17 protein-coding genes and 1 tRNA gene are annotated in these 17,420 nt (G+C 71.8%); 13 read left to right on the top strand and 5 right to left on the bottom strand.

What is annotated here, in order from left to right; genetic code table 11:
* The first annotated feature begins 3 nt into the window (after positions 1–3).
* From glp to OG381_RS21115, 6 genes are all read left to right on the top strand, one after another.
* Positions 4–1,326 carry a molybdotransferase-like divisome protein Glp gene (gene glp / locus OG381_RS21140; RefSeq protein ID WP_327717627.1) on the top strand — a complete coding sequence of 441 codons (1,323 nt, stop codon included), beginning with the start codon at positions 4–6 and terminating at the stop codon, positions 1,324–1,326.
* An 85-nt stretch (positions 1,327–1,411) separates the two neighbouring features.
* Positions 1,412–1,891, top strand: coding sequence for a cyclic pyranopterin monophosphate synthase MoaC (moaC, locus tag OG381_RS21135; protein WP_046261452.1), 480 nt, complete (start codon positions 1,412–1,414; stop codon positions 1,889–1,891).
* The gene (locus OG381_RS21130) at positions 1,888–2,394 is read left to right on the top strand and encodes a MogA/MoaB family molybdenum cofactor biosynthesis protein (RefSeq protein ID WP_327717626.1); all 507 of its coding nucleotides are present in this window, start codon (positions 1,888–1,890) and stop codon (positions 2,392–2,394) included. Before moaC ends, OG381_RS21130 begins: the two co-directional genes overlap by 4 nt.
* Before the next feature lie 20 nt (positions 2,395–2,414).
* The gene (locus OG381_RS21125; RefSeq protein ID WP_327717625.1) at positions 2,415–3,059 is read left to right on the top strand and encodes a GNAT family N-acetyltransferase; all 645 of its coding nucleotides are present in this window, start codon (positions 2,415–2,417) and stop codon (positions 3,057–3,059) included.
* Between the two features lie 219 nt (positions 3,060–3,278).
* On the top strand, positions 3,279–4,529 hold the full coding sequence (gene sepX / locus OG381_RS21120; RefSeq protein ID WP_327717624.1) for a divisome protein SepX/GlpR: 1,251 nt from the start codon (positions 3,279–3,281) through the stop codon (positions 4,527–4,529).
* Positions 4,530–4,645: 116 nt separating this feature from the next.
* A tRNA-Ala gene (locus OG381_RS21115) sits at positions 4,646–4,719 on the top strand.
* Positions 4,720–4,829: 110 nt separating this feature from the next.
* On the opposite strand, the gene OG381_RS21110 is transcribed toward OG381_RS21115, so the two are convergent.
* Together OG381_RS21110 and OG381_RS21105 are read right to left on the bottom strand one after the other, a co-directional pair.
* Positions 4,830–7,211, bottom strand: a complete 2,382-nt coding sequence (locus tag OG381_RS21110; RefSeq protein WP_327717623.1) for an ABC transporter permease — start codon at positions 7,209–7,211, stop codon at positions 4,830–4,832.
* The gene (locus OG381_RS21105) at positions 7,205–7,984 is read right to left on the bottom strand and encodes an ABC transporter ATP-binding protein (protein ID WP_327717622.1); all 780 of its coding nucleotides are present in this window, start codon (positions 7,982–7,984) and stop codon (positions 7,205–7,207) included. Before OG381_RS21105 ends, OG381_RS21110 begins: the two co-directional genes overlap by 7 nt.
* Positions 7,985–8,169: 185 nt before the next feature.
* On the opposite strand from OG381_RS21105, the gene OG381_RS21100 reads away from it, so the two are divergent.
* Both OG381_RS21100 and OG381_RS21095 read left to right on the top strand, forming a co-directional pair.
* The gene (locus tag OG381_RS21100; RefSeq protein ID WP_327717621.1) at positions 8,170–9,438 is read left to right on the top strand and encodes a sensor histidine kinase; all 1,269 of its coding nucleotides are present in this window, start codon (positions 8,170–8,172) and stop codon (positions 9,436–9,438) included.
* Positions 9,411–10,070 carry a response regulator transcription factor gene (locus OG381_RS21095; RefSeq protein ID WP_327717620.1) on the top strand — a complete coding sequence of 220 codons (660 nt, stop codon included), beginning with the start codon at positions 9,411–9,413 and terminating at the stop codon, positions 10,068–10,070. The genes OG381_RS21100 and OG381_RS21095 overlap by 28 nt, the downstream gene beginning before the upstream one ends.
* Before the next feature lie 15 nt (positions 10,071–10,085).
* Here the strand turns inward: OG381_RS21095 and OG381_RS21090 are convergent, their stop codons facing one another.
* Positions 10,086–10,562 carry a GNAT family N-acetyltransferase gene (locus OG381_RS21090; RefSeq protein ID WP_327717619.1) on the bottom strand — a complete coding sequence of 159 codons (477 nt, stop codon included), beginning with the start codon at positions 10,560–10,562 and terminating at the stop codon, positions 10,086–10,088.
* A gap of 66 nt (positions 10,563–10,628) precedes the next feature.
* Between OG381_RS21090 and OG381_RS21085 the strand changes: the two genes are divergently transcribed.
* On the top strand, positions 10,629–11,432 hold the full coding sequence (locus OG381_RS21085; protein ID WP_327717618.1) for an exodeoxyribonuclease III: 804 nt from the start codon (positions 10,629–10,631) through the stop codon (positions 11,430–11,432).
* Positions 11,433–11,481: 49 nt separating this feature from the next.
* Here the strand turns inward: OG381_RS21085 and OG381_RS21080 are convergent, their stop codons facing one another.
* Both OG381_RS21080 and OG381_RS21075 read right to left on the bottom strand, forming a co-directional pair.
* A complete protein-coding gene (locus OG381_RS21080) occupies positions 11,482–12,714 on the bottom strand; it encodes a recombinase family protein (protein WP_327717617.1) in 1,233 nt (410 codons plus the stop codon).
* 234 nt (positions 12,715–12,948) lie between these two features.
* On the bottom strand, positions 12,949–13,593 hold the full coding sequence (locus tag OG381_RS21075; RefSeq protein ID WP_327717616.1) for a MerR family transcriptional regulator: 645 nt from the start codon (positions 13,591–13,593) through the stop codon (positions 12,949–12,951).
* Positions 13,594–13,728: 135 nt separating this feature from the next.
* Between OG381_RS21075 and OG381_RS21070 the strand changes: the two genes are divergently transcribed.
* From OG381_RS21070 to OG381_RS21055, 4 genes are all read left to right on the top strand, one after another.
* Positions 13,729–15,288, top strand: a complete 1,560-nt coding sequence (locus OG381_RS21070) for a flavin-containing monooxygenase (protein WP_327717615.1) — start codon at positions 13,729–13,731, stop codon at positions 15,286–15,288.
* Complete coding sequence (locus tag OG381_RS21065) at positions 15,285–16,202, top strand: alpha/beta fold hydrolase (protein WP_327717614.1); 918 nt, start codon at positions 15,285–15,287, stop codon at positions 16,200–16,202. The genes OG381_RS21070 and OG381_RS21065 overlap by 4 nt, the downstream gene beginning before the upstream one ends.
* Positions 16,199–17,083: an SDR family oxidoreductase gene (locus OG381_RS21060; protein ID WP_327717613.1), complete on the top strand. Its 885-nt coding sequence runs from the start codon at positions 16,199–16,201 to the stop codon at positions 17,081–17,083. The genes OG381_RS21065 and OG381_RS21060 overlap by 4 nt, the downstream gene beginning before the upstream one ends.
* An 89-nt stretch (positions 17,084–17,172) precedes the next feature.
* Positions 17,173–17,367: a hypothetical protein gene (locus OG381_RS21055; protein WP_327717612.1), complete on the top strand. Its 195-nt coding sequence runs from the start codon at positions 17,173–17,175 to the stop codon at positions 17,365–17,367.
* Positions 17,368–17,420 lie beyond the last annotated feature (53 nt).

Below are 17,420 nucleotides of genomic sequence, written 5' to 3'. Positions count from 1 at the left end.
ACGTTGAGCAGCACCGCGCCCCACACCACCGGCCAGGACCACCTCTGGTCGGTGGACGAACACCTGGAGGACATCCTCGCGACCGTCCGCCCCCTGGAACCCATCGAGCTGCAACTTCTCGACGCCCAGGGCTGCGTCCTGGTCGAGGACGTCACGGTGCCGGTCTCCCTGCCGCCGTTCGACAACAGCTCCATGGACGGGTACGCGGTGCGGGTCGCGGATGTCGCGGGCGCGAGCGAGGAGTTCCCCGCCGTCCTGGACGTCGTCGGGGACGTCGCGGCGGGCCAGGCCGAGCTGCTCCACGTGGGCCCCGGCCAGGCCGCCCGCATCATGACCGGCGCCCCGCTGCCGCCCGGCGCCGAGACCGTCGTCCCCGTCGAGTGGACCGACGGAGGCCTGGGCGAGGGACCCGCGACCGGGATGCGCGCCCGCGCCCTGGCCCCCGAGGGCGCCGAGGGGCACGTGCACGTGCATCGGTCCGCCGAGGCACGCGCGCACGTACGCGCGAAGGGCAGCGACGTGAAGGCCGGCGACCGCGCCCTCGAGGCCGGCACCGTCCTCGGCCCGCCGCAGATCGCCCTGCTCGCCGCGATCGGCCGCGGCACCGTACGCGTGCGCCCGCGCCCGCGCGTGGTCGTCATGTCGACCGGCAGCGAACTCGTCCAGCCCGACGAGCAGCTGGGCAACGGCCAGATCTACGACTCCAACAGCTTCGCCCTCACCGCCGCCGCCCGCGACGCCGGCGCCATTGCCTACCGCGTCGGCGCCGTGGCCGACGACGCCGAGACCCTCCGCGACACCATCGAGGACCAGCTCGTCCGCGCCGACCTCATGGTCACCACGGGCGGCGTGAGCGTGGGGGCGTACGACGTCGTCAAGGAGGCGCTGTCGTCCGTCGGTGACGAGGACGAGGCCGGCAGCGGCATCGACTTCCGCAAGCTCGCCATGCAGCCCGGCAAGCCGCAGGGCTTCGGCTCCATCGGCCCCGACCACACCCCGCTCCTCGCGCTGCCGGGCAACCCCGTCTCGTCGTACGTCTCCTTCGAACTGTTCGTCCGTCCCGCGATCCGCGCCCTCATGGGCCTGGAGGACGTGCACCGGCCGCGCGTGACCGCGAAGCTGACCGCCGGCAAGGCGCTGACCTCGCCGAAGGGACGCAGGCAGTTCCTGCGCGGGACCTACTCCGACGGCACGGTCACCCCGGTCGGCGGAGCCGGGTCGCACCTGGTGGCGGCCCTCGCGCACGCGGACGCGCTGATCGTCGTCCCGGAGGACGTGGAGTCCGTCGAGCCCGGCACCGAGGTCGAGGTGGTCCTGCTCGGCTGAGTGCTCCTGGTTGGCGGTACCGTGTCGCGCACAACAGGCTCGCGCGCCGTACCGCGAGGGGCCGGGACCGGGAGCGCCGCACAGCATGAGTACGCAGGACCGACTGACGCACATCGACGAGGCGGGCGCCGCCCGAATGGTCGACGTATCCGACAAGGACGTGACCGCGCGCACCGCCCGCGCCAGCGGTCGGGTCCTCGTCTCGCCCCGGGTGATCGAGCTGCTGCGCGGCGAGGGCGTCCCCAAGGGCGACGCCCTCGCCACCGCGCGGATCGCGGGCATCATGGGCGCCAAGCGCACCCCGGATCTGATCCCGCTGTGCCACCCGTTGTCGGTGTCGGGTGTGAAACTGGATCTGTCGGTCGTGGACGACGCCGTGGAGATCCTCGCCACGGTCAGGACGACGGACCGCACGGGCGTCGAGATGGAAGCCCTCACCGCGGTCTCCGTCGCCGCGCTCACCGTGATCGACATGGTCAAGGCGGTCGACAAGGGAGCGGTCATCACGGACGTGCGGGTGGAGGAGAAGACAGGCGGCAAGTCGGGCGACTGGAGCCGGGCATGACGTACCGCGCTCTTGTGGTCACCGCCTCCAACCGGGCCGCCGCCGGCGTCTACGAGGACAAGGGCGGCCCGTTGATCGCCGTCGGCCTGAAGGGCTTCGGCTTCGACGTCGAGGGACCGCAGGTCGTGCCCGACGGAGACCCTGTCCGGGCGGCCCTGCGCGCCGCCGTCGACGCCGGGTACGACGTCGTCGTCACCACCGGCGGCACCGGCATCTCGCCCACCGACCGCACCCCCGAGGCGACCCGCGAGGTGATCGACCACGAGGTCCCGGGCATCGCCGAGGCCATCAGGGCGTTCGGACGGGCCAAGGTGCCGACCGCCGCGCTCTCGCGGGGCCTGGCCGGAGTGGCGGGACGGACCCTGATCGTCAACCTGCCGGGCTCCACCGGCGGAGTGAAGGACGGACTCGCCGTCCTGGAGCCCCTGTTGGTCCACGCCGTCGACCAGATCCGCGGTGGCGACCACCCCAGACCCGGGGCCGGCCCTGGGGGTGCGAGCTGAACAGCCCATCCTGGCCCGTCGTGCTGACGGACGGCGATGTCGTCCTCCGGCCCATAAAGGTGCGCGACCAGCGGGCCTGGCGCGAGGTCAACCGGCGCAACCGTGACTGGCTGCGCCCCTGGGAGGCGACCATCCCGCCGCCCACGCCCAGCGGGGCGATCGCGCACCGGCCGACCTACCGGCAGATGGTGCGCCATCTGCGGGCCGAGGCGAACGCGGGCCGCATGCTGCCCTTCGTCATCGAGTACCAGGGGCGGCTCGTCGGACAGTTGACCGTCGCCGGGATCACCTGGGGCTCGATGTGTTCGGGGCATGTCGGCTACTGGGTGGACGAGTCGGTGGCCGGCCGCGGGGTGATGCCGACGGCCGTGGCACTCGTCGTGGACCACTGTTTCCGGACCGTCGGACTGCACCGCATCGAGGTCTGCATTCGCCCGGAGAACGGGCCCAGCCGCCGGGTCGTGGAGAAACTCGGATTCCGTGAGGAGGGGCTGCGGCCCCGTTATCTCCACATCGACGGGGCCTGGCGCGACCATCTCGTCTTCGCGCTCACCGCGGAAGAGGTGCCGGAAGGGTTGCTCGGGAGGTGGCGGCGGGCACGCTCACAGAAGGCCCCGCACAGCACGCCGCGGAACCCACAGAACACGCCGGGGAATCCCACCTAGCCAGGAAACGGCAGGGGAAGCGGCCGGGAAGCGACGCGGGTAATTGAATAAATGTTCGAGAATGATCGGGCGACGATCGTCTCAGGGCATTAAATTCGCGGCTCCGGCGACCTGCTGATCGCATCGGTCACAAAAAAAGCTCGAAATATCAGCCAGATCGTGCGACACACCGGCCCAATTGGCGGATGGCCTCACGCGAATCCCTCTACCGTGTGAGGCGTGAGCAGCAGCGGCCTCATCTACGCAGTCATTGTCGGGGCCTGGGCCGCCTACTTGGTGCCGATGTGGCTCCGTAGGCAGGACGAGCTGAACGAGGCCCGTCCGACGGAACGCTTCAGCACCGCCATCCGGCTGCTGTCCGGACGGGCGGGGATGGAGCGCCGGTACGCCAAGGACCTGCGGGCGCGCTCCACCGAGGAGGAGGAGCCCAGCGCCGTCGATCCGGATGCCGTCACCGACTCGGTGGACGTCCGGGCCTTTGCCATGCCTCCGACGCGCCCGCAAGTGCGCGCGGACGTGCGCGCGGAGGCGCCGGCGCGCAGGGAAGCGGCGCGTGAACCGGCGCGCGAGAGAGCGGCAGACCCGGCCGCGCACGCCCCGGCGTCCGCATCCGGATCCGCTCCGGCGCGCAAGCAGGTGCCTGCGGCCCGGCGCTCGCCCGCAGCGGAAGCCGCCGCGGCGCGCGCCCGGCGTACGAAGGCACTCGCGCGCCGTAGACGTACCACCGTGGTGCTCTTCATCGCTTTCACGCTCGGCGCGGTCGTCGCCGCCGTCGGGGGGCTCGCGTTCCTGTGGGCGCCCGGCGTGCCCGCCGTGCTGCTCAGCGGGTACATCGCCTACCTGCGCTCCCAGGAGCACCGTCGCTTCGCCTACCAGATGGACCGGCAGCGGGCCGAGGCTGCGGCGCAGCGGCTGAAGGAGCGTGCGCGCCAGCCGCGCCGGCGCCCGACGGCCGAGGCGATCGACGCGGACGAACCGGACGAGGGACCAGAGCCGGGGCAGGACCCCGGGCTGTCGGCGCTCGCCGCCGACCGGCGCGCCCTCGTCGAGCAGACCGACCACGCGGAGTGGGTCGACCAGCAGCGCGAGCGGCAGCGCAGGCCGGGGCACGGGGACAGCTGGGAGCCGGTGCCGGTGCCGTTGCCGACGTACGTGACGGCGCCGGTCGCTCCGCGGGCCACCTCGGACGTGGACCTGGGCGCGCCGGACGCGTGGAGCTCGGCGCGGTCCAGCTCGGTCGCCGGGGAGCGGGAGGGGCACGGCGCCGGTGCCGAGTCCGGTGCCGGGCAGGACGGCGCGGCGCAGGACGCCGAGGCGGGGGAGTCGTCCCACGGCGAGGACAGGGCGGACGAGGACGAACGCTGCGACGCCCGCCGGGCCGCGTCCGCGCGCCGGGCGCGCGAGCGGGGACGTACGCCCCTGTTCGATCAGTACGAGGACGGGGACCGGCCGCGCGCGGCCAACGAGTAGGCGCCGCGGCCCGCCGCCGCGGCCACCCGTCCCACCTGTGGCTGTTGCGCGGGGGCGGGGCAGGGAACGGATTTCCAAGCACCCCGATCGGGGTGCTAAGGTTTCACTCGTTGCAAGGGCCTGTGGCGCAGTCTGGTAGCGCACCTCGTTCGCATCGAGGGGGTCTGGGGTTCAAATCCCCACAGGTCCACGCAGCATAGGGGCCCGTTCCTGATATCAGGAACGGGCCCCTTGCCATGCGTACCGCAGTGACGTACAGCGACCGCGCCGACTGATCCCGCGTCAGAAGAATCGTCCCGGTTAGGGAGAGGTTCTCCGGCGCAGGGCATGGGCCGCCGGAAGCACCGCCGACACGACGGCGAGGAGCGCGCACGCGCCCGTGGCCGCGCCGAGTTCGGGCCAGGGGAGGCAGAGCGGGGAGCGTGCCGACTGCAGGTCCAGGGCGCCCCACATGCCGCCGAGGTTGAGAGCCGTCACCAGCAGGCCGAGGAGTGCGCCCACGGCCACCACCAACAGAGCCTCCGCGGCGACGAGACGCAGCACCTGACCGGTCGTGGCGCCCGCCAGCCGCAGGGACGCGAACTCGCGCTTCCGGTCGGACGTCGCCATGAGCAGGGTGTTGGCGAGGGAGATGCCCGTGTACAGCAGCGCGATGCCCAGGACGAGGAGGAAACCGAGGCGGGTCTTCTCGTCGGCGTCCGTGAAGGTGGCCGTGGGGTAGGCGGTCCGCAGCCACTCCTCGCGGGTCTGGACGGAGACGTCCGTGGCTCCCAGGGCTGTCCGTAGTCCTGCCGCCGTTCCTCCCGTCACCTCGACCCGGTCGACAGCGGCCCCGCGCGCGTTGGCCGCAGTGATGTACGCCCCGTTGTCGCCCGTGCCGACCGGCATCACCGCGGCGATGCGGAGCGACCTGCGGGTGCCGTCGCCGAGCCAGACGGTGACCCGGCGGCCGACCTCGTGCCGCGCCCACTCCTCGTTGACGATGATCGAGTCGTCGTCGAGGTCGGTGACGCGGCCCGCCGTCAGAGGGAGGCGCACGGTCGCCGCGAGCGCCCTCGGGTCGGCCGCGCGCGCCTCGGACTTGATGAGGGCGACCCCCTCCTCGAGGACGTACACGGCGCTCGACGCGGTCGCCGAGACCTCGGTGCCCGGGATCGCGCGCAGACGGCGGAGCGTGTCCGGGGCGAAGCCGTTCGGCGACGTCAGCACGAAGTCGCAGACGGTCCGCTCGCGCGCCTCCGTCGCCCTCGCCTCGTTCAGGGTCGCCGTGGCGCCGAGCAGCGAGCCGGTGAGGGCCACCGTGATCAGGACGGGGGCGGCGACGGCGGCCGTACGGCGGACGGCGGCGCCCGCGTTCGAGCGGACCAGCATGCCGCACGGGGCGAGGACCCTGGTCAGGGGCCGGACCAGGGCCGGGGCCAGCAGGGCCGTCGCCGTGATCAGGAGCATCGGGCGGCTGACGTAGGTCTTGCGGTGCAGCAGCTCGCCCGGGTCGGTCACCAGCGAGAGTGCGAGGGTGACCGCGGCGGTGATCAGCAGGGCCGCACCGCACAGCAGGCGGCCGAGCGTCAGGGCGCGTTCGTCCACCGCCGCCTCACGCAGCGCCTGCGTCGGCGCGGTCCGGCCCGCCCGCCAGGACGCGGCCACCGCCCCGCACAGCGCCACCGACAGACCGGTCCAGAAGGCGAGATGGTACGGCCACACGTGGTCGCCGATCGCGAACCAGGCCGGTGCGACACCGCCGTCCACCACGCGCTCCGCCAGCCACGGGGCGGCGTACGCCCCCAGCACGCAGCCCGCCGCTGACGCCGGTCCGCCCACGAGCAGCGCCTCCGTCAGCACCGCGCGCCGGATCTGGCCCGGTGTCGCGCCGGCCGTGCGCAGCAGGCCGAACTCCCGGCGGCGCTGGGCCACCGCGAAGGCGAAGGTCGACGCGACGACGAACACCGACACGAACCCGGTCACCCCGCCCGCCGTGCCGAACAGGGCGTTCAGCGTCGTCAGCGCCTCGGCGTCCCGCTCGGGACCGGCGTCCGCGAGCCGGCGCTCGTCACCGGTCAGCACCCGCGCGCGGCCGTCCACCGCGCGCCGTACCGCCGCCGCGTCCGCCTCCACCACGAGCTGTGTGCTCACCGGAGACAACGCGGCCGCCCGCGCGTCCGTGTAGAACAGCGCGTTCTCGAAGCCGAGCGTGCCCACCGTGCCGACCACGCGCACCATCCCGCGCGCCGTGCGCAGGCGCTGTCCCACCGTCGTCCGGCCGTCCGTGGCCACGACCTCGTCCGCGGCGCGGGGCGCGCGGCCCGCCGTCAGTTCGTACGGCGCGAAGGCCGCGGTCGACCAGGGATGTCCCACCAGGTCGCCGTGGACGACGAACGTGCGGTCCTCCGTGACCCTGCCCAGCCTCCGCAGCGCCGCCACCGTGTCCGCCGGCACGGGACGCGGCCGGGCCAGCCTCTGGGTGCGGTCGCCGATGGGGGTCGGTACGTGCAGCGTGTCCTGGCCCCTCACCACGACCGGGGCCGCGGCGAAGCGTTCCGGCGCGCGCTCGGGGGCGTCCAGGGAGGAGGCGAGGGCCAGGCCCATCACGGCGATCACGCCGATCCCGAGGGACAGCGCGACGAAGCTGCCGATGAAGGCGGTCCAGCGGGAGCGCAGGGTACACAGGGCGAGCATCAGCACGGGACGACCTCCGAGGCACCGGCCTGCGAGCCGTCCGCCGGCGCCGCCGTCTCCAGCGACGTCATACGCGCCGCGATCTCCCCCGCCGACGCCCCCGTTACCTCGCCGTGCACATGCCCGTCGACCAGGAAGACCACGCGGTCGGCGTACGACGCGGCCACCGGATCATGCGTGACCATCACGATCGTGCGGTCCTCGCTGTCGACCAGGGAGCGCAGCAGGGCCAGCACCTCCCGCCCGGTGGCGGAGTCCAGCGCGCCCGTCGGCTCGTCCGCGAACAGCACGTCGGGGCGGGTGATCAGCGCGCGGGCCAGGGCGACGCGCTGCTGCTGGCCGCCGGACAGCTGGGCGGGCCGGTGCCGGGCCCGTTCACCGAGCCCCACCCGCCGCAACGCCTCACGCGCGCGTGCCTTCGACACCCGCCGGCCCGCCAGCCGCAGCGGCAGGAGGACGTTCTGTTCGGCGGTCAGGGAGGGCAGGAGGTTGTACGACTGGAAGACGAAGCCGATGCGTTCGCGGCGCAGCAGGGTCAGCCGTCGTTCGCTCAGCCCCGTCAGTTCCGTGCCGCCGACCCGCACCGAGCCCGATGTGGGCCGGTCCAGCCCGGCCGCGCACTGCAGCAGCGTCGACTTGCCGGAGCCGGACGGCCCCATGACGGCGGTGAACGTGCCCGGTCCGAAGCCGAGCGAGACGCCGTCGAGCGCGGTCACCCCGCCGTCGCCCTCGCCGTACCGTCTGATGACGGAGGTCAGTCGGATCGCGTGGTCTGTCATCTGCCCTCATTAAGTCCGCGGAAGGCCGACGGCCCTCATCAAGTCGAAGAGAGCCCTACGAAACCGCGCCGCCACCCCGCGGATCACTGCGGCAGGACCGAGACTTGGGGTAGGGCCAGGCATACCCCCGGATGTCTGTCCCGCCGGATTACGTCCGCCCCCACCCGCCTTCTACCGTGATCGCCATGACGGTGTGGCAGGCGCTGAGCAGGCGCGGATATCTGGGGTCGGCGTGGCCGTGGCGGTCGGTCGCGTTCCTGGCGAGCGGCGCGGTGTTCGGGGCGGTCGTGCTGGTGGTGATCGTCGCGGGGGCCGTCGTGGGCGGCGCCACGGCCGTCGTGCTCGTCGGACTGCCGCTGCTCGTGCTCACCGCGCTGTGCGGGATCCCCGTGGCCGCCGCCGAGCGGTGGCGGCTGCGGCTGGCGGGAGTGGGGCCGGTACCGCTCGCGGGGCACCGGGTGCCCGACGCGCCCGGGCTCACCAGGTGGCTCACCGTGCGCCTCAAAGAGGCCGCCACCTGGCGGGAGTTGGCGTACGCCGTGCTGCTCGGCCTGGTGCTGTGGCCGCTGGACGCGCTCGTGGTGGCCTTCGCCGCCGGGGTGCCGCTGTTCCTGCTGGCCACGCCGCTGCTGGTCGCCGTCGACGGCGAGGCGAAGGTCGTCAAGCTGTGGACGGTCGACACCTGGCCGGCCGCATTCGGGGCTGCGGCGGCCGGAGTGCCGCTGCTGATCGTGGGGGCGTACGCCCTCGGACTGGCCGCCGGGGCGCGCGGCGAGGTCGCGAAGGCCCTGCTCGGCGCCTCCGGGGACAGCGACCGGGTCACCGAACTCGTCCGCTCCCGCGTCCGGTTGGTGGACGCCTTCGAGGCGGAACGCCGCCGTATCGAACGCGACCTGCACGACGGCGCCCAGCAGCGCCTCGTCGCCCTCACCATGACGCTCGGCCTCGCCCGCCTGGACGCCCCGCCCGGCCCCCTCGCCGACCAGCTCGCCGCAGCGCACGGGGAGGCCGAGAAGGTGCTCGCGGAACTGCGCGAACTCATCCACGGCATCCACCCCAAGGTCCTCGCCGACTACGGACTGGAAGCCGCCGTCGCGGACGCGGCGGACCGCAGCCCGGTCCCGGTGGACGTGGAGTTGGACATCACCGGACGCCTGCCCCAACCCGTCGAGAGCGCCGCGTACTTCGTCGTCTGCGAGGCCCTCGCGAACGTGGCCAAGCACAGCGGGGCGAGTCGGGCTGCCGTCAGCGGCGGACATGCGGACGGACGGCTCACGCTGGACATCCGCGACGACGGACGCGGCGGCGCCTCCAGCGCGAACGGCACCGGGCTCACCGGTCTCGCCGACCGGGTGTCAGTGCTCGATGGCAGACTTTCCCTGTCCAGCCCGCCGGGTGGACCGACCCTGCTGCGAGTGGAGATCCCTTGCCGGCCGACCGAGCCCTGCGCATAGTCCTCGCCGAGGACAGCGTGCTGCTGCGCGACGGACTCGTCGGGCTGCTCACACGGTTCGGGTACGAGGTCGTCGCGGCCGTCGGCGACGCGGACGCGCTCCTCGCGGCAGCCGCCGAGCACACACCCGACGTGGTCGTGACGGACGTCCGGATGCCGCCCGGCTTCCAGGACGAGGGACTGCACGCGGCCGTGAAACTGCGCGAGGAGCGGCCCGGACTGCCGGTCCTGGTGCTCAGCCAGTACGTGCAGCGGGCGTACGCCGCCGAGCTCCTCGACTCCGGCGACGGGACCGGCGTCGGCTATCTGCTCAAGGACCGGGTGGGCCAGGTCGAGGAGTTCGTGGACGCCCTGCGGGAGGTCGCGGCCGGTGGCACGGTCGTGGACCCCGAGGTCGTACGACAGCTGCTGCGCCGCCGCCGGGATCCGCTCGCCCGGCTCAGCCCGCGCGAGCGGGAGGTGCTGGGGCTGATAGCCGAGGGGAAGTCGAACGGCGCGATCGCCAAGGCGCTGGTGGTGTCGGACGCGGCCGTGGGCAAGCACATCGGCTCGATCCTCACGAAGCTGGACCTGCCGCCGGCGGACGACACCCACCGGCGGGTGCTGGCGGTGCTCGCGTACCTCAGAAGCTGATCCCCGCGGGACTTCTCAGAGGGTCTTCGCGAAGCAGCGGCTCGCCTCGTGGTGCCGGTAGTAGCCGAACTTCTCGCACGGCTCGTAGCCGCTGGAGGTGTACAGCGCGATGGCCTCCGGCTGCTTGTCGCCGGTCTCCAGGACCATGCGGATCCGGCCCGCCGCCCGGGCGTCCTCCTCCAGCGCCGCCAATATGCGCCGGGCGAGCCCTCTGCCCCGCGCCTGCTCTATGACGTACATCCGCTTGACCTCGGCGTCGCCGTCGCGGTTGCCCTCCTCGTTGGCGTCCTGGACACGCCAGCCGCCCGTGGCGACGGGGGCGTCGCTCTCGTCGTAGGCGATGAGGTACGCGCCGTTCGGTGGCTCGAAGTGGACCGGGTCCATGTGCGTGGCGTCGCCGTCGTCGCCGTAGCGGGCGGCGTACTCGGCCTGGACCTGGTCGTTGAGCTTCACGGCGTCGGGGTGGTCGAAGGAGACGCGACGGATATTCATGCTGCCTACCGTATGTCAATGCATTCCAGAACAGGATCCCGTCCAGTCTGCCGGTATCGTGCCGGGGTGCTCACTGTGACCTCTGTGAATGTGAACGGACTGCGCGCCGCCGCGAAGAAGGGCTTCGTGGAGTGGCTCGCGGACACCTCCGCCGATGTGCTCTGCCTCCAGGAGGTGCGTGCCGAGCCGCAGCAGCTGCCCGAGGAGGTCCGCACGCCCGACGGCTGGCATGTGGTGCACGCGCCCGCCGCCGCCAAGGGCCGCGCCGGCGTCTCCCTCTACACCCGCCGCGAGCCGGACCGCGTCCGGATCGGCTTCGGCTCGTCGGAGTTCGACACCAGCGGCCGCTACGTCGAGGCCGACCTCCCCGGCGTCACCGTCGCCTCCCTCTACCTCCCCTCCGGCGAGGTCGGCACCGAGCGCCAGGACGAGAAGATCCGCTTCATGGACGAGTTCCTGGCGTATCTCAAGGACCTGCGCGAGCGCGCCGCCGCCGACGGCCGCGAGGTCGTCGTCTGCGGCGACTGGAACATCGCCCACCAGCCCGCCGACCTCAAGAACTGGCGCGCCAACCAGAAGAACTCCGGGTTCCTGCCGGAGGAGCGGGAGTGGCTGACACGGGTCTTCGACGCGGCCGACGGGGGATACGTCGATGTCGTGCGGGCATTGCATCCCGATGTCGAGGGGCCGTACTCGTGGTGGTCGTATCGGGGGCGGGCCTTTGACAACGATTCAGGTTGGAGAATTGATCTTGCCGTGGCGACGCCCGGGCTTGCGGGCCGGGCTGTGAAGGCATACGTCGAGAGGGCCGCCACTCATGCTGAACGGTGGTCGGACCATGCTCCTGTGACGGTCGTCTTCGACATGTGACCGGTCGTGGGAGTGCGCCACTGTGCGCACTCCCACGGGGTGGGGTAACTCAGGGGCGCGCGCCGAGTGTGAAGATCAAGCGGGAGGTGTCCGGTCCGGAGAGCCGGGAGGGGCCACCGCCGGAGTGTCCCTTTCCGACGGTGACGCGGACGCCGTCGCCGAGGAGGCGTTCGCGGGAAACGTCGCTGTCTGTCGCTGACGCGAGGCGGTAGCAGGCCAGCACATAGTCCTCGAGCCAGTCGGAGCGCATCGTCGCGGGAGCAGGGCAGACCTCGCCGCGTGCTGTTGCGCGGCACACGTAGTCGCCGTACGGGTAGCCCTTCCGCACAGTGAAGTACATGCGGCCGTCACAGCCTGAGCAGTATGCGACGCCGGTCAGTAGCGCGGTCGTACTTCGCCTGGGACTGCGGGTTCCATTGGAGCGTGCCAGAAGGGCGTCCTGCAGCGCCTCGAACTCGTCGTCTGTCAGTAGTGGCTCGCCGATGAGGACCGGAGTCCCGGATGCGTGGCGGACTGTCTGTCCGCCATGTGTTCGGTGACCGATCAGCGACGGGCTGCGCAGCACCTTCGACAATGTGCCCGAGGTCCAGCGGAACCGCTCGAAGTCCTTCCCATGGCGGCGACCGCCCATCGGGCGTCCTTGGAGCTGGGCATGGCGGTCACGTGGCACGGGTTCGCCGGATTCGTTCAGCCGACGCGCGATGGCCACCAGTGACCGTCCCGCGTGCACGTCCTCGATGATCGCGCGGACGAGCGCGGCGGATTCCGGGTCGGGAGCAAGACACCATCCGCCACCCGAGGGGTGGGGTGCCTTCCGATAGCCGAACGGGACCAGCCCGCCGCCGTAGCGACCTGCTGCGCGCAGTGCTTCGTGGCTGCTCGTCAGACGGTTCGAGATGGTGCGAGCTTCTTGCTCTGCGTCGTGGGCCAGCTCCATGCACCGGCGAATCGTGGAACCGTCGGCCTGGGGAGTCACCACGATCGGGTGATTGGTTTCCGGCATTCCGAAGACGAGTGTTCTGGCGTGCTGCCGACCCCAGGCGACCAACTCGGCCATGTGCGCCACGGAGCGCACGGCTCGGTCCACGTGTGACCACACGACGGCTTCGTATTCCTGAGGCCGGCGGAGCCAGGACGACAACGAAGGCCTCTCGAATGGCGATGTCGCGCGGGCCGAGACGCCCAAGTCCGATGCCTCGGCAATCAGGGTGAAGCCGAGCCTCTCGGTGGACAGCCGAATGGTGGACCGCTGTCGCTCTGGCGAAGTGGTCGCGCTGGTCACGCAGCTGAGGCGCAAAGCAGCAATGGCTCTGGGGGGTTGAGGACTACGCTTGGGCACGTCGACGCTCCTCGAAAGTGTCGGCCACACCCCGGGACTGGTCGCACAGTCGCCGGGGCCTTTTCGATCTCACTCTCGGGCTACGAACGTGACTTCGTCTGGCACTGCCTAAAAAGTGCCTCGATGGAGTGAATGCTCGTGAAAAACCGGGCACTTGGGAAAAAGTGCTCCGAGGCTCTAGTCCCGCTTGCGCAACCGCCGGTCCAGCGCCAGTGACAGTTCCGCCTCCACCACGCTTCTCGCGAGGGGGCGCAGGCGTTGCATGTCGTTCTCGGTGGCGTGGCGGAGGACCAGTTCGGCGAACATCTCGGCCAGGTCGTCGACGTGCTCGCGGACGCGTCTGCCCGCTGCCAGGACCTCGGCGAGGGGGATGCCCTCGGCGACCAGGGCGGAGGAGACGTCGAGGAGGCGGCGGCTGATGTGGACGATCTCGTCGCCGTCGGTGCCGAGGTAGCCCAGCTCCAGGGCGGCGGCGAGGTTGTCCGTGGTGACCTGGCCCTCGAAGCGGGCGGCGAGTTCCTCGGGGGTGAGGCGGACCGGTTCCTCCTCCGTGGGGGTGGCCACGCCCAGGAGGTCGGCGACGTCGCGGCCGTGGTCGAGGGCCTCCGCCAGTTCCGCGATGCCGGTGAGGGTGTGGCCGCGTTCCAGGAGCGCGGCGATGGTGCGCAGCCGGGCCAGGTGGTGGTCGTCGTACCAGGCGATACGGCCCTCGCGGCGGGGCGGCGGGATCAGTTTGCGTTCGCGGTAGAAGCGCAGGGTGCGCGGTGTGATGCCGGCCAGGCGGGCCAACTCCTCCATGCGGTACTCGCGCTTCTCGGTCACGCCCGCAGCCTATGTTGTACCTCCGGTAACTTTCCTGGCCCCGCCCCCTACCCATCGGTAAGGAGCTGTCCTACGCTCCCATTGCGCCAGTGTTTACTGGCAGAGTCCGAAAGAGCGATGCGTGGAGGCTTCGGGATGACCGAGCACGAGCATGTGCGGGTGGCGGTGATCGGGTCCGGGTTCGGGGGGCTCGGGGCCGCCGTGCGGCTGCGGCGCGAAGGTGTGACCGACTTCGTCGTCCTGGAACGGGCCGGCAGCGTCGGGGGCACCTGGCGGGACAACAGTTACCCGGGGTGCGCCTGTGACGTACCGTCCCATCTCTACTCCTTCTCCTTCGCGCCCAATCCCGACTGGCCGCGCACCTTCTCCGGGCAGGAGCACATCCGGGCCTATCTGGAGCACGTCGCCGACGTCTTCCGGCTCCGCCCCCACCTCCGCTTCGACTCCGAGGTCAAGATGATGACCTGGGACGCGGACCGGCTGTGCTGGGACATCGAGACCAGCAGCGGACGGCTCTCCGCCGACCTCGTCGTCTCCGCCACCGGGCCGCTGTCCGACCCGAAGACCCCCGACATCCCGGGCCTGGACTCCTTCCCCGGCAAGGTCTTCCACTCCGCCCGCTGGGACCACGACTACGACCTGCGCGGCAAGCGGGTCGCGATGGTCGGGACGGGGGCCTCCGCGATCCAGATCGTGCCCGCCGTCCAGCCCGAGGTCGCCCAGCTGACCCTCTTCCAGCGCACCCCGCCCTGGGTCATGCCGCGCGTCGACCGGTCCATCACCGGCTTCGAGCGCCGGCTGCACCAGCAGCTGCCCTTCACCACCCACGCCCGCCGCGGACTCCTGTGGGGCATCCGGGAGTTGCAGGTCCAGGCCTTCACCAAGCGGCCCAACGAGCTCGGGCTGGTCGAGAAGCTGGCCAAGAGCAACATGGCCCGCGCCATCAAGGACCCGGCACTGCGGGCCAAGCTGACCCCCGACTACCGCATCGGCTGCAAGCGGATCCTGCTGAGCAGTACGTACTATCCGGCGCTCGCCCAGCCCAACGTGGACGTGGTCGCCAGCGGGCTGAGCGAGGTCCGCGGCTCCACCGTCGTCGCCGCCGACGGCAGCGAGGCCGAGGTCGACGCGATCATCTTCGGGACCGGCTTCCATGTCACCGACATGCCGATCGCCGACCGGGTGGTGGGGGCGGACGGACGCACCCTCGCCGAGGCCTGGAAGGGCGGGATGGAGGCTCTGCGCGGCGCCTCCGCCGCCGGCTTCCCCAACTGGATGACGATCATCGGGCCCAACACCGGCCTCGGGAACTCCTCGATGATCCTGATGATCGAGTCCCAGCTGAACTACCTGGCCGACTTCGTCCGACAGCTCGACGTCCTCGGCGGCCGCGCCGCCCTCGACGCCCGGCCGAGCGCCGTGCACGCCTGGAACCGGCGGGTGCAGGAGCGCATGAAGCGCACGGTGTGGAACACCGGCGGCTGCACCAGCTGGTACCTCGACGCGGGCGGCCGCAACACCACCATCTGGCCGGGGACCACGACCGAGTTCCGGCGCGCGACGCGGCGCGTGGACCTCGCCGAGTACGAGGTGCTCCGCGGCAGGGACGCCAAGGCGATCAAGGAAGACCAGCAGGGCAAGCAAGGCACGCAAGGCGAGCAGGGCAAGGGCGACAAGGAAGAGGTGAACGCGTGAGCCGGCTCCTGCACGTCTCCTCCGGGCCCTACGCCCCACCCGTCCCCGCCCGTGAGCTGACCGCCGTCTCCGCCGACGGCGCCCCTCTGCACGTCGAGGTGCACGGGGCCGAGAACGCGCCCCCCGTCGTCCTCGCGCACGGCTGGACCTGCTCGACCGCCTTCTGGGCGGCGCAGATACGCGACCTCGCCGTCGACCACCGGGTCATCGCCTACGACCAGCGCGGCCACGGACGCAGCCCGGCGAGCCCGGCATGCAGCACCGAGGCCCTCGCCGACGACTTCGAAGCCGTACTGAAGGCGACTCTCGCACCCGGCGAGAAGGCCGTGATCGCCGGTCACTCCATGGGCGGGATGACGGTGATGGCGGCGGCCGACAGGGCGGCCTTCCGGGAGCACGCCGCCGCCGTCCTGCTGTGCAGCACCGGTTCCTCGCGGCTGGTCGCCGAGTCGACCGTCGTACCGATGCGGCCCGGACGGCTGCGGACCTGGCTGACCAAGCACATCCTCGGCTCGCGGGCGCCGCTCGGACCGGTCACTCCGCTTGCGCGGCGGATCCTCAAGTACGGCACGATGGGCCCCGGTTCGGCCCCGCACATGGTCGAGGCGTGCGCGCGGATCGTGCACGCGTGCCCGCGCACGGTGCGGTACTCCTGGTCGCACGTCCTCGATCTGCTCGACCTCGACCACGGGGTGCGGTCCCTGGAGGTGCCCACGGCCGTCGTCGTCGGTACGGCCGACCGGTTGACGCCGCCCGTGCACGCCCGTTCGCTGGTGGCGGCGCTGCCCCGCTGTGTCGGGGTCACCGAGCTGCCCGGCGTCGGGCACATGACGCCCGTGGAGGCGCCCGAGCTGGTCACCGGGAAGATCAGGGACCTTGTGACGACGTACGCAACGATCAAGGAGGGTGCATGAGCAGGGTCAGCCTCGAAGGACAGGTCGCCGTCGTCACCGGAGCGGCACGCGGTGTCGGCGAGCTGCTCGCCCGCAAGCTGTCCGCGCGCGGGGCGAAGGTGGCGCTGGTCGGCCTGGAGCCGGACGCCCTCAAGCAGGTCTGCGAGCGGCTGCACACCGACAGCGGTCACTGGTACGCCGATGTCACCGACCACGAGGCGATGGCGCAGGTCGCGCGGGAGGTGAAGGAGCGGTTCGGGAAGGTCGACATCGTGGTGGCCAACGCCGGTGTGGCCAGCGGCGGCCCCTTCGTCGACTCCGATCCGGAGGCCTGGCGGCGGGTGATCGAGGTGAACCTGATCGGGTCCGCGGTGACCGCCCGTGCCTTCCTGCCGGTGCTGATGGAGAGCCGGGGGTATCTGCTCCAGATCGCCTCGCTGGCCGCCATCACTCCGGCGCCGATGATGACCGCCTACTGCGCGTCCAAGTCCGGCGTGGAGGCGTTCGCGCACAGTCTGCGGGCCGAGGTCGCGTACAAGGGCGTGCGGGTGGGCGTCGGGTATCTGTCGTGGACCGACACCGACATGGTGCGCGGGGCCGATCAGGACGACGTCATGCGGGAGTTGCGGCAGCGGCTGCCGTGGCCGGCCAACAAGACGTATCCGCTGGGCCCGGCGGTCGACCGGATCGTGGCCGGCATCGAGCGGCGGTCCAGCCATGTGTACGGGCAGGGGTGGCTGCGCGGGATGCAGGGGGTGCGCGGGTATCTGCCGGGGCTCATCGGGACGGTCGGGCAGCGGGAGATGCGGCGGTTCGGGGACCGGTTGGCGGGGGTCCGTTCGGGGCTCGTCGGTGCAGGTGGGGCGGCTGATGAGGAGGCGCGCGCTACGCGCCGTAACTGATCGAAATGCGCACTGTGTCCTGTCGTGTGAATCTGGTCGAGGCCCCGGTACGGGGCTCATCCCCTCACCCACTTCGGGAGTGAACCCACATGGGTATGAAGGACCAGTTCCAGGACAAGTCGGAGCAGTGGCAGGAGCAGGCCAAGCAGAAGGCCCAGCAGGCCAAGGAGCAGGGCCCGCAGCGTGGCCAGGAGCGCGGCGAGCGCGGTAAGCCGCGGGAGGAGGAGGCGGAGCGCATCCAGCGCGAGGAGCAGGACCGTCTCGACCTCGACTACGACGCGTAACGCTGCGCTTGGCTTGAGCCGTTGAACGTGGGGTGCCCTGTGTGTTGGGGTGC

It is taken from the genome of Streptomyces sp. NBC_00490 (assembly GCF_036013645.1).
In the GTDB taxonomy this organism is placed as follows: domain Bacteria; phylum Actinomycetota; class Actinomycetes; order Streptomycetales; family Streptomycetaceae; genus Streptomyces; species Streptomyces canus_F.
The sequence above is the reverse complement of the archived record's forward strand: the minus strand, read 5'-3'. Positions and strand labels throughout refer to the sequence as shown.

Excerpts from the sequence above, each read along its gene's own strand:
- moaC (WP_046261452.1), top strand. The coding sequence starts at position 1,412 with ATGAGTACGCAGGACCGACTGACGCACATCGACGAGGCGGGCGCCGCC.
- OG381_RS21130 (WP_327717626.1), top strand. The coding sequence starts at position 1,888 with ATGACGTACCGCGCTCTTGTGGTCACCGCCTCCAACCGGGCCGCCGCC.
- OG381_RS21105 (WP_327717622.1), bottom strand. The coding sequence starts at position 7,984 with ATGACAGACCACGCGATCCGACTGACCTCCGTCATCAGACGGTACGGC.
- OG381_RS21100 (WP_327717621.1), top strand. The coding sequence starts at position 8,170 with ATGACGGTGTGGCAGGCGCTGAGCAGGCGCGGATATCTGGGGTCGGCG.
- OG381_RS21090 (WP_327717619.1), bottom strand. The coding sequence starts at position 10,562 with ATGAATATCCGTCGCGTCTCCTTCGACCACCCCGACGCCGTGAAGCTC.
- OG381_RS21070 (WP_327717615.1), top strand. The coding sequence starts at position 13,729 with ATGACCGAGCACGAGCATGTGCGGGTGGCGGTGATCGGGTCCGGGTTC.
- OG381_RS21060 (WP_327717613.1), top strand. The coding sequence starts at position 16,199 with ATGAGCAGGGTCAGCCTCGAAGGACAGGTCGCCGTCGTCACCGGAGCG.
- OG381_RS21055 (WP_327717612.1), top strand. The coding sequence starts at position 17,173 with ATGGGTATGAAGGACCAGTTCCAGGACAAGTCGGAGCAGTGGCAGGAG.